Origin of the sequence: Kitasatospora sp. NPDC056531 (assembly GCF_042794375.1) — a bacterium.
GTDB lineage: Bacteria > Actinomycetota > Actinomycetes > Streptomycetales > Streptomycetaceae > Kitasatospora.
The window spans coordinates 1-10,494 of sequence record NZ_JBHTTU010000143.1 but is presented as its reverse complement, the minus strand read 5'-3'; the positions used below and the strand labels follow the sequence as shown (position 1 = coordinate 10,494).

The window sequence follows — 10,494 nt, the reverse complement described above, 5'->3', positions numbered from 1 at the left end:
GCGGCTCTCGCGGAGATGCTCGCGCAGGTCCCCGCCGAGGCGCCGTTGACCGGGGTGGTGCACACGGCGGGCGTGCTGGACGACGGCGTGATCGAATCGCTCACCCCCGAGCGCTTCGACACCGTCCTGCGCCCGAAGCTCGATGCCGCCTGGCACCTGCACGAGCTCACCCAGAACCTGGACCTGTCGACCTTCGTGCTGTTCTCCTCCGCCGCCGGCACCTTCGGCGCGCCGGGCCAGGGCAACTACGCGACGGCCAACACCTTCCTGGACGCGCTGGCCCAGCACCGCAAGGCGCTCGGCCTGCCCGCGGTCTCCCTCGCCTGGGGCCTGTGGGCGGACGCCTCCGGCATGACCGGCGCGCTCGCGGACGGGAAGATCGAGCGGGTCAACCGAAACGGCGTCGAAGGGCTCTCGTCCGCGGAGGCGCTCGAACTCCTCGACACCGCCCAGACGATGGACGACGCCGTGCTGTACCCGGTGCGGCTCAACCTGCCCGCCAGTGCGAAGGTGGACGCAAGTGCCGTCCCGGCCCTGCTGCGCGGACTGGTACGGGCCACCGGGCGCAAGCTCGCGCAGGGCGGCGGAGCGCCCGCCGACGGCGCTGCGCTGCGCCGCCGGCTGCACGGGCTGACCGATGCCCAGCAGGACGCCGTGCTCGTCGAACTGGTCCGGGAGCACGCCGCCGCGGTGCTCGGCCACGGCTCCGCCGAAACCCTGCCGGAGGAGGCGGGCTTCCCCGAGCTGGGACTCGACTCGCTGACCGCGGTCGAGTTGCGCAACCGACTGAACGCCGCGACCGGGCTGCGGCTCCAGGCCACGGTGATCTTCGATTACCCCGCGCCCGCGGCCCTCGCCGCGCACCTGCGGGGCGAGTTGGCCGAGGCCGCCGCGAGCGGGGCCGGCGAACCGGACCGCGACGGGCAGGGGAGCGGCGCGCACGCCCCGGCTGGGGATCCCTCGGGGTCCCAGACCATCGAGTCCCTCTTCCGGAACGCGTGTCTCGACGGGAAGTACCTGGAGGGCGTGGAGTTCCTGATGAGCGCCTCGCGGCTGCGTCCCGCCTTCGAGCAGTTGGCGGACATGGAGAAGGTCCCCAACCCCGTCCGGCTCGCCCGCGGCCCGAAGGGCCCCAGGCTGATCTGCTTCACGGCCCCCGTCGCGGTGTCCGGCGCGCAGCAGTACGCGCGGTTTGCGGCTAATTACCGGGATATCCAGGATGTGTATGTCGTGCCGACTCCCGGCTTCGGCCGCGGGGAGCGGGTTCCCGCTTTTGCGGAAGCGACGATCAGGGTTCAGGCGGAAATTGTGAAGGAATGTGCCGAAGGGGAGCCGTTCGTCCTGCTCGGGCATTCGTCCGGGGGCTGGCTGGCGCATGCCGCGGCGACGCACCTGGAGAGCACGGGCATTCGCCCGGAGGGCATCGTGCTGCTGGACACCTATGCGCCCGGAAACAAGATCGTCGACAGGTTCCATTCGACGTTCATGGACGGTATGCTGCAAAGGGAGCAGGCGGTCGGACGGATCGACGAAGTCCGGTTGACTGCGATGGGGGCGTATTTTCGGGTCTTCTCCGAGTGGACACCGCGTGAAACCGCGATCCCCACCCTGTTCCTCAGGGCCTCGGAGTCACTTTCCGCGGCACGTGAAGAAGCAGTGCGCGAGGAATCCGCAGATCCGGTAGCGGACTGGCAGCCCTCGTGGGAGCTTGACCACATTGCCGTCGATGTCGCGGGAAATCACTGGTCGATGATGGAGGAACACGCCTCGTCGGCCGCGGAAGCTGTTCGCGATTGGCTTTCCGGACTGGCCTGACCAGTCCTCTCCGAAATGCATACGGGGGGAGTCCTCTGTGATTCCCCCCGCTGGGGTTACCGCATCAGACGGTAAAGCAGATGAAATACCCATGGGAAGGTTGCAATGGCAGATCAGGAACTGAATCGGGATGAGATCTCTCCGATGCCGCCGTCTGTCCAGAACGGCTCGGCCGAGCTGCTTGGCTGGCTGAAGCGGATGCGGGAGGACCAGCCGGTCTTCCGCGACCCAATCGGGATCTACCACGTCTTCCGCCACGAGGACATCCAGCAGGTCACGCTGAATCCGGAGACCTTCTCCTCCAACTCGGCCACGGTCATGCCGGGCGTTCCGGCCGAGCTGACCAGCGGCATGCTCTCGGTGACCGACCCGCCGGCGCACGCCAGCCTGCGCAAGATCGCCGGCCAGGCCTTCACGCCGAAGCGGATCAAGGACCTGGAGCCGCGGGTCGTCGAGATCTCCGAGCAGCTCCTGGCGGACGTGCCGGCCGGTGAGTTCGACTTCGTCGACCACTTCGCCCACCCGCAGCCGGCCCTGGTCATCGCCGAGCTGCTCGGCATCCCGCGCGAGGACGTGGCGAAGTTCCGTGACTGGGACGAGAAGCTGCTCGCCACCCAGGTTCCGGACCGCAACAACGAGGCCGAGATGGCCGCGGCGGCCGAGGTCGCCATGGGCGGTGGCCCCTTCGCCGAGCTCAAGGCCTACGTGCTGGAGCTGTGCGCGAAGCGCCGTGCCCAGGCCGAGGACGACTTCATCAGCGCGCTGGTGCACGCCGAGGTCGACGGCGAGCGGCTGGCCGACAACGAGGTGGCCAACCTCTGCATCCAGCTCCTGCTCGCCGGACACGTCAGCACCACCGCGGTGCTCGGCCACCTGATCCTGATGCTGGACAAGCACCCGGAGGTCGCGGCCGAGCTGCGGGCCAACCGCGAGCTGATCCCGGCCGCGATCGAGGAGCTGCTGCGCCACCAGCCCCCGGCCCCGAAGTTCGCCCGTTTCACCACGGTCGACACCGAGGTCGCCGGCACCGCCATCCCGGCCAAGAGCGTCGTCATGGTGTGGGTGATGTCCGCCAACCACGACGAGCAGGTCTTCACCGAGCCGGAGCGCTTCGACATCCACCGCAACCCGAACAAGCACATGGCGTTCGGCCACGGCATCCACTTCTGCTTCGGTTCCGCGCTGGCCCGCATCGAGATCCGGGTCGCCCTGGAGCTGCTGTTCGACAAGTTCGCCGACGTCCGGGTCGCCCCGGGCGCGGAGATCGAGTACTACGAGTCCGAGATGTTCGCCGCCAAGCGCATCCCGCTCGTCGCGAACTGACCGGACATCAGGGTTGAACGTGGCGTACGCCTGAGAAGGCGTGCGTCTTGAATGGCGCACCACTGAAATGGTGCGCAACGTCTGCCGGGCCCTTCCCCCGGGGCCCGGCAGACGGGATGCGCGTCAAGTCGAGGAGTGAAACATGACCACCGTGGTGGATACGGCGGCCGACAGCGGGGCGGTGCACCGGCTCGCGGTTCTGGGAGCCGGCGTCATGGGCGTGGGAATCACCACGCTGGCCCTGGCTCGTGGGGTTTCCGTCGTCCTCGTGGATGTGGACGAGGCGAAACTCGAGGACGCCCGGGTGAGGATTTCCCAGGAGCTGCGGATGGCCCAGCTCATGGGCGTCCTGCCGGCCGGGGGAGCGAGCGGGGAACTGGCCACCGCGACGTCCGTCGACGCGGTCGCCGAGGCGACCGCCGTGATCGAGGCGATCACCGAGGCGAAGGACCTCAAGGCGAAGGTGCTGGCCGAGGTCTCGGCGATGGTGCGGCCGGGGACCCCGCTGATCTCCAACACCTCGTCGATTCCGATCGACGAGCTGGCCGACTCCGTGCCGCGGCCGGCCGAGCTGATCGGCACGCACTTCATGAACCCGCCGTACCTGATCCGCACCGTGGAGGTCATCCGCGGTGCGCGCACCGGGGAGGACACCCTGGCGGGGGTCCAGTCGCTGCTGGGCGTGCTCGGCCGCACGGGCGTGGTGGTGCGTGACGCCCCGGGTTTCGTGACCAGCCGGGTGCTGCACCCGATGATCAACGACGCGGCCAAGGTCGTGCAGGAGGGCACCGCGACGGCCGAGGCCGTGGACGCCCTGATGCAGGACTGCCTGGGCCACGCCACCGGTCCGCTGCGCACCGCGGACCTGATCGGGCTGGACAACCTCGTGGACTCCCTGTGGGTACTGCACGAGCGCACCGGGGACGAGGGCTGCCGCCCCTGTGACCTGCTGCTGGAAATGGTTCGAGCGGGCGACCACGGTCGCAAGTCGGGCCGTGGCTTCTACGAATACGAGGAGGTACGGCCGTGACCGTATCGAACAATCAGTCGACCGACACCGTGGCCGAGGGCACCGGTTCCATCGAGGTGAACCTGCTGGGCTACCTGGAGACCCGGACCAAGAAGTCCTGGGACCCGGACCTCGACCTCTTCGCCGCCGGCGGCCTGTCCTCGCTCTTCGCCATGGAGCTCGTCGTCCACCTGGAGAAGACCTTCGGCATCACCATCGGAGGCGCGGACCTGCGGCTGGACAACTTCCGTACGGTCAAGCTGATGGGCGAGCTGGTGCGCCGCCTCCAGGGGTCGTCCGCGGGAGCCGGCGGTGAGTGACTCGCTCGCCGACATGTCCGCCACGGTCACCGAACTGGTCGGCGACCGTGCGGACGCCTGGGACCGGTCCGGGCTGCTGCCGCTGGACCTGCTCCGCAAGCTCGGTGCCATGGGCTACCTCTGCGCCGAGGTGCCGGCCAAGCACGGCGGCCTGGGGCTGACCAGCGCCTTAAGTGGCGAGTTCACCGCCCACGTCGGAAGCCTGTGCAGCTCGCTGCGCAGCGTGATGACCTCCCAGGGCATGGCGGCGTGGACGATCCAGCGCTTCGGCACGGCGCAGCAGCAGGCGCACTACCTTGGAAGGTTGACGAGTGGCCAGCTGGCCGCGGTCGCCTTCAGTGAGCCCGGCGCCGGCAGCGACCTGTCGGCGATGACCACCACGATCCGGCTGGAGGGCGACGAGGTCGTCCTGGACGGGCAGAAGGTCTGGATCACCGCCGCTCACTACGCCGACCACATCGTGGTCTTCGGGCTGCACGAGGACGGCGCCGCCGCCGTGGTGGTGCCCGCCACGGCCCCCGGTGTCACGGTGGAGCGGGTCGCGGACCCGCTCGGCTGCCGTGCCGCGGGCCACTCGCAGGTGACCCTCACGGATGTCCGGCTGCCCGCGGAGAGCGTGCTCGGCGGCGCGGGCGTCGGCCTGCCGCTGCCGCTGCTGGTGACCTCGGCGCTGGCCTACGGCCGGATGTCGGTGGCCTGGGGGTGCGTCGGTATCCTGCGGGCCTGCCTGTCGGCCACCGCCGGCCATGCCAGGACCAGGGAGCAGTTCGGCCAGCCGCTGGGCCGGCACCAGCTCGTCGCACGCCAGTTGGCGGAGCTGCTGGCCTCCGAGCAGATCGCGACCCGGATGTGCGCGCACGCCAGCCACTGCTGGGACGAGGGCCTGCCGGACATGGTGATCGCGACGGTGCTGGCCAAGCACGTCAGCAGCGGGCACGCGGCGCGCGGGGCCGCCTCGGCGGTCCAGCTGATGGCCTCGGCCGGCGCGCAGGACGGGCACGTGGTGGCGCGGGCGTACCGGGACGCCAAGTTGATGGAGATCATTGAAGGCAGCAACGAGATGTGCCAGCTACTGCTGGCCGATTACGCGCTGACCGTCACGCCGTGAGGCGGTGGCAGCGATACCGATACGGGGGAGTACACGGTTCCTGTGAGTGACAACAACAGCGTCGGTACGCCGGTGACGGTGAAGTGCCTGGTGTGGGATCTGGACAACACACTGTGGCAGGGCACCCTCCTGGAGGACGGCGAGGTCTCGCTGCCGGACTCGGTGCGCGAGGTGATCGTCGAGCTCGACGCCCGCGGCATCCTCCAGTCGGTGGCGAGCAAGAACGACCACGAGCCGGCCTGGAGCAGGCTGGAGAAGCTGGGCATCGCCGAGTACTTCGTCCTGCCGCAGATCGGCTGGGGCCGGAAGTCGGACTCGGTGGCGCAGATCGCGGAGCGGCTCAAGTTCGCCCACCGGACCATCGCGTTCATCGACGACCAGCCGGCCGAGCGCGCGGAGGTCGCCTTCCACCATCCGGAGGTGCGCTGCTACGCCGCCGAGCAGGTGGACGAGTTGCTGAAGCTGCCGGAGTTCGACCCCGGCACCCGGACGGTCGACTCGGCCCGGCGTCGCGAGATGTACCAGGCGGGCTTCCGGCGCGAGGCCGAGCGCAGCGAGTTCAACGGCCCGGACGAGGAGTTCCTGCGCACGCTGGAGCTGGTGCTGGGCATCGGGCGGGCGAGCGCGGACGACCTGGCGCGGGTCGAAGAACTGACCCTGCGCACCAGTCAGATGAACGCCACCGGCGTCCACTACTCGGACGAGACGCTGCGCGGCCTGCTGGCCGACCCGCGGCACGAGGTGCTGGTGACCACGATGACCGACCGCTTCGGCCCGCACGGCGCGGTGGGGGTGATGCTGCTGGAGAAGCACCCCTCGGTGTGGCACCTCAAGCTGCTCGCCACCTCCTGCCGAGTGGTGTCCTTCGGGGCCGGTGCGACCATCCTCAACTGGTTGGCCGACCAGGCCGCCCGGGCAGGTGTCCACCTCGCGGCCGACTTCCGCCGCACGGACCGCAACCGGATGATGGAGATCGCCTACCGCTTCGCCGGGTTCGACGACCAGGCGTGCGACTGCCGCGGGGAGATCTCCCCCTCGGGGGAGGAGATCCAGCTGCTGCACCTGGAGCCGGCCAGGCAGTCGGTGTCCCCGGTGATCCGGGTCGAGGCACCCGAACTGGCGTGACCCGTCGAGTGCCCGCCTGTTCGTAGCGAGGGGGGTACCGCCGGAAGCCGCTCGACGCGGCTCCCGGCGGTACCCCCCTTCGGTTTCAGGGGAGCCGTGTGCGGGGCCGGTTCCTGCTCAGGCGCCCTTCTTGTGGGCCAGCGTGATGCCGTCCGCCATCACCAGGAGGCTGATCTCCACCCGGTCGTCATCGCGCAGCAGCGTGTTGAGGGCACGCACCCCCTGGGTGTCCGGGTCCTGCGCGTCGGGGTCGGTGACGCGGCCGAAGAAGAGAGTGTTGTCCACGATGATCAGACCGCCCGGCCGGAGCAGTGCGAGCGAAGCCTCGTAGTATTCCGGGTAATTCGCCTTGTCGGCGTCGATGAAGACCAGGTCGAAGCTCTCCGGGCCCCTTTCCGTGAGGAGGTTGCGCAGAGTCTCGACGGCCGCGCCGATCCGCACCTCGATGCGGTCCGCCACGCCGGCGCGCTTCCAGTAATCGGCGCCGATGGCGGGCCATTTGTCGCTGATGTCGAGGGTGACGAGGGAGCCGTCGGCCGGCAGGGCGCGTGCCATGCACAGCGTGCTGTAACCGGTGAAGGTGCCGATCTCCAGCACCGCCCTGGAGTTCGTCAAACCGACCAGCAGGCCCAGCAGCTGGCCCTCTTCGGCCATCACCTGCATGGCCTCGCCGGCGGGCAGTGCCGCGGTTTCCCGGCGGAGTTCCGCGAGAATCTCGTCATCGCGAACCGAAATGTTCCGGACATAACTGAGCAGATCTGACGTGGCATTGATATGAGTGGCCATGGAGGGAAAGTCTAGATCGAATGGCCGGTGAGCGCACCGGCCGATTTCCGTCGCTCCATCAGGCGCGGTTGAGCCGCCAGATCTGCTCCTCGCCGGTCTCGGCCGGGGTGACGGCCTCGGCAGGGCTGCGCCGGTACTCGGTGAAGCCGAGCCGGGCGGGGACGGCGGCGGGCGTGGTTGGCCGGGTCGTGCACGATCTCGACGAAGTCCACGCCTGGAGCCGGAAGGCCGGTTCGGCCAGCGCCCGGGCCGTCCGGGTGGCGATGCCGGGGCCGGTGGCGGCGGGGTGCAGCCAGTAGCCGATCTCCCGGCCGTTCTCCTCGGTGTCCTCGCGCCGGAGCAGCCCGCATGCGCCGACGATGGCGCCGTCCAGCAGGATCGCGTAGGTGAAGTCCTTCCCGACGCCCATGACTACCGAACTCCTCAACACCGTCTACGTCCAAACACAAGGCACCGACCTACGCCTCGACCAGGACTCCCTGCGCATCCACCTCCCCGACACACCAGGCCGCAAGACCCTCCCCCTACGCCGACTCGACGCCATCGTCGTCTACGGCCACATCAACCTCTCCACCGACCTCCTCACCCGCTGCGCACAGGACGGCCGGACCGTCACCTGGATGACCCGAGGAGGCCGGTTCCAGGCACGACTCGAAGGACGCGTTCGCGGCAACGTCCTCCTACGCCATCAACAGCACTGCGCCCACGCGGATCCGGACCGGCGGCTCGACATTGCCCGCAGCGCCGTGGCCGGGAAGATCCGCAACAGCCGCTGGATCCTGCTCCGCGCCGCCCGCGACGCCCAGCCGGCACCACAGGCCCGCATCCGCGAGGCGGCCGCCAAACTCGCCGAGGGACTGCCCGAGACCAAGAACGCCGACACGCTGGACACCCTGATGGGCATCGAAGGCAACGCCGCCCGTACCTACTTCGGCGCACTGCGCGACGTGCACCGCCCCGCCGACGGCATCCCCGCGTTCACACATCGCAACCGGCGCCCCACCGATCCGGTCAATGCCCTGTTGTCCTTCGCCTACGGGTTGCTGCGCAACCTCGTCCACGGTGCGATCGAACAGATCGGATTCGACCCGTACATCGGATTTCTCCACGGCCTGGCGTCTCGGCAGGTCAGCCCGCTGCCCTCGTGCCTGCAGCGGCATCGGTGAGTCCTCCGGAGCGAGCGGGCGGACGTCGTCGCAGCCATGCACCTCGCCGAATCGCGGTCCCTTCTCCCCGCCGTTCCGTGCCTGTACGATCCCCTCACCGGATCGGACGATGAAGTTCCACTGCCACATCGCGGCCCACGAGGACAACGGCATGATGAGCTACATCGACGTCGTCCGCTGACGGTGAGGACATGCATGAGCGGTTCCCGGCAGGTCCGACCGTCCACCGACTGGCCGCGGGTCCTCATCAGGATCTGCCGGTTCCGTCCGGGAACCGCTCGTGAGCATCCGCCGGCCCCTGCAGGAACCGAGCCCGCCAGGCCCGGCCGTCGCGACCCTGTGTCCGGTGACCGGCCGGGTGTTCTGGTCAGCCCATGGTGAAGAGGAAGTTGTCGGAGTTGTAGTAGTTCGGCAGGTGCACCAGGAGCGATCCCGGGTGCGGGGGGTTGGCCCGCGGCCAGTCCTGTGGGCCCAGCAGGTGTGCGGAGCAGTCGCTGGAGGGGACCGGTGGAACGAACAGGAGGCGGAAGGCGCCCTCCTGGGCGTCAGGCGCGAACCGCCAGAACTGCTCGGTGCGCCCTGGGTCGGTTCGGCAGGTCTGGAGGGTGACGGTGACGCTGTTTCCGCCTGCCGTGGTGCCGTCGAGGCACGTTCCGGTGCTGGTGTTGCGCAGTTGGTAGGTGTCCTGTCCGGCCGGTAGCCGCTGCCAGCGCTGGGTGGCCTGGCCGTTGCATTGCTGGAGCTGCAGCGGGCCGGCGGCCTGGGTGGCGGGCGTGAGGCCGATGCAGAGCCCCGAGCCGTGGTTGACGAGCGGACGCCCCGCGGCGACCGGTTGCGTGGGCGAAGGGGTGGTGTCGGCGGGCGTGGCGGTCGCCGGTTGTGTGGGCGGTGCGGAGGCCACGGTGGGCGTGGCGGCTGCGGGGGTGGCCGTGGGCGGAAGGGAGGACATCGCGGCCGAGCCGATTTCCGGGGGCGCACCGTCGAAGCTGTTGGTCGGCAGCGGCCAGCCGGGCGCGGACAGGGTCGGGGCGTCGACCGGCTGGGGGTGTTCTCCGGCCTTTTCCACCGTGCTGAGGAGGAGGCCGGCGATGGCGAGTGCGGCCAGGGCTCCGGCGCCGACCGCGGCGAGGGGCACGAGCAGGCGTCGGCCGGTCCGGCCACCGGTGCGTGCCGGTCGGGGCAGGCGCCGGCTCCTGTCGTTCGCGAGCTCCTGCGCGGCGCCGCTGTCGGCGCCGCACGTGTTGGCGTACGCCGACACGGCCTCGTGGTGGCGGTGCATCGGCCGGGTGGCGGTGGGTTCGTCCGGCTGTCGGCTGCCTGGGAGCCGGTGGACGGAATCAGTTTCCGGGATCGTCGCGGTCCCCGAATGTGGCATCTTCACTCCTGAGCATGCCGGCGGGAAGGCATGTGGTCGAACAGTCACTGCTCGGCCCCGAGGTGCGAGGCTGGGGCCGGGTGTCGCGGCGGGCCGGAGGATGCCGTGGGTGAGGCGATCCCGCTCGGCGCCGTGACCAGTGGAATCCATGACGGGCGTTCCCTGGGGGATCTCCGGATCCGGCGCCGCCAGGGTCCACCGGTGACAAGACCTTGGCGGGAGGCGGAATTTACCAGCTGGTAGCGGTCGGCGGAAGATGATGAATCGTCAGTGTGCGAATGCGTTCGTGAGACGTTCCGTCAGTAATGGATTCTTTCGATTGTGTTCGGGCTGCGTGCGGAAGGGAGTCGAGCCTTGCTGCGTCCCGGTCCCTCAGCCGTGTCGGCCGCGCGGCTTCTGCGCTCCCCGACGGCGGTTGCGCCAACGGCGGCCGAGGGGTCGGCGCTCCTGGGCCGCCAGTGCGAGGT

Annotated in this window: 10 protein-coding genes; 7 read left to right on the top strand and 3 right to left on the bottom strand. The window is 69.7% G+C overall.

The window, feature by feature from the left end; translation table 11 throughout:
• The 6 genes from ACFQ87_RS41905 to ACFQ87_RS41880 all read left to right on the top strand — a co-directional run.
• The coding region (locus ACFQ87_RS41905) for a type I polyketide synthase (protein ID WP_380616225.1) at positions 1–1,815 on the top strand (1,815 nt) is incomplete at its 5' end.
• A gap of 144 nt (positions 1,816–1,959) precedes the next feature.
• On the top strand, positions 1,960–3,138 hold the full coding sequence (locus tag ACFQ87_RS41900; RefSeq protein ID WP_380616224.1) for a cytochrome P450: 1,179 nt from the start codon (positions 1,960–1,962) through the stop codon (positions 3,136–3,138).
• 142 nt (positions 3,139–3,280) lie between these two features.
• Entirely contained in the window at positions 3,281–4,168 is an 888-nt protein-coding gene (locus tag ACFQ87_RS41895) for a 3-hydroxyacyl-CoA dehydrogenase family protein (RefSeq protein WP_380616223.1), read from the top strand.
• Positions 4,165–4,467: an acyl carrier protein gene (locus ACFQ87_RS41890; RefSeq protein ID WP_380616222.1), complete on the top strand. Its 303-nt coding sequence runs from the start codon at positions 4,165–4,167 to the stop codon at positions 4,465–4,467. The genes ACFQ87_RS41895 and ACFQ87_RS41890 overlap by 4 nt, the downstream gene beginning before the upstream one ends.
• A gap of 13 nt (positions 4,468–4,480) precedes the next feature.
• Entirely contained in the window at positions 4,481–5,575 is a 1,095-nt protein-coding gene (locus ACFQ87_RS41885; protein WP_380616226.1) for an acyl-CoA dehydrogenase family protein, read from the top strand.
• Positions 5,576–5,617: 42 nt separating this feature from the next.
• The gene (locus tag ACFQ87_RS41880) at positions 5,618–6,700 is read left to right on the top strand and encodes an HAD-IIIC family phosphatase (protein ID WP_380616221.1); all 1,083 of its coding nucleotides are present in this window, start codon (positions 5,618–5,620) and stop codon (positions 6,698–6,700) included.
• Between the two features lie 117 nt (positions 6,701–6,817).
• Here ACFQ87_RS41880 and ACFQ87_RS41875 read toward each other — a convergent pair whose 3' ends face one another.
• Positions 6,818–7,486 carry an O-methyltransferase gene (locus tag ACFQ87_RS41875; protein ID WP_380616220.1) on the bottom strand — a complete coding sequence of 223 codons (669 nt, stop codon included), beginning with the start codon at positions 7,484–7,486 and terminating at the stop codon, positions 6,818–6,820.
• Between the two features lie 58 nt (positions 7,487–7,544).
• A complete protein-coding gene (locus tag ACFQ87_RS41870; RefSeq protein ID WP_380616219.1) occupies positions 7,545–7,895 on the bottom strand; it encodes a GNAT family N-acetyltransferase in 351 nt (116 codons plus the stop codon).
• On the opposite strand from ACFQ87_RS41870, the gene cas1 reads away from it, so the two are divergent.
• Positions 7,894–8,652: a CRISPR-associated endonuclease Cas1 gene (gene cas1 / locus ACFQ87_RS41865; protein WP_380616218.1), complete on the top strand. Its 759-nt coding sequence runs from the start codon at positions 7,894–7,896 to the stop codon at positions 8,650–8,652. The two genes, ACFQ87_RS41870 and cas1, sit on opposite strands and share 2 nt — an antisense overlap.
• Before the next feature lie 367 nt (positions 8,653–9,019).
• Here cas1 and ACFQ87_RS41860 read toward each other — a convergent pair whose 3' ends face one another.
• On the bottom strand, positions 9,020–10,027 hold the full coding sequence (locus tag ACFQ87_RS41860) for an RICIN domain-containing protein (protein ID WP_380616217.1): 1,008 nt from the start codon (positions 10,025–10,027) through the stop codon (positions 9,020–9,022).
• Between the last annotated feature and the right edge of the window lie 467 nt (positions 10,028–10,494).

What these genes read in the sequence shown, in the direction of transcription:
- ACFQ87_RS41885 (WP_380616226.1), top strand. Translation starts at nt 4,481, where the DNA reads ATGTCCGCCACGGTCACCGAACTGGTCGGCGACCGTGCGGACGCCTGG.
- ACFQ87_RS41895 (WP_380616223.1), top strand. Translation starts at nt 3,281, where the DNA reads ATGACCACCGTGGTGGATACGGCGGCCGACAGCGGGGCGGTGCACCGG.
- ACFQ87_RS41900 (WP_380616224.1), top strand. Translation starts at nt 1,960, where the DNA reads ATGCCGCCGTCTGTCCAGAACGGCTCGGCCGAGCTGCTTGGCTGGCTG.
- ACFQ87_RS41860 (WP_380616217.1), bottom strand. Translation starts at nt 10,027, where the DNA reads ATGCCACATTCGGGGACCGCGACGATCCCGGAAACTGATTCCGTCCAC.
- cas1 (WP_380616218.1), top strand. Translation starts at nt 7,894, where the DNA reads ATGACTACCGAACTCCTCAACACCGTCTACGTCCAAACACAAGGCACC.
- ACFQ87_RS41870 (WP_380616219.1), bottom strand. Translation starts at nt 7,895, where the DNA reads ATGGGCGTCGGGAAGGACTTCACCTACGCGATCCTGCTGGACGGCGCC.
- ACFQ87_RS41875 (WP_380616220.1), bottom strand. Translation starts at nt 7,486, where the DNA reads ATGGCCACTCATATCAATGCCACGTCAGATCTGCTCAGTTATGTCCGG.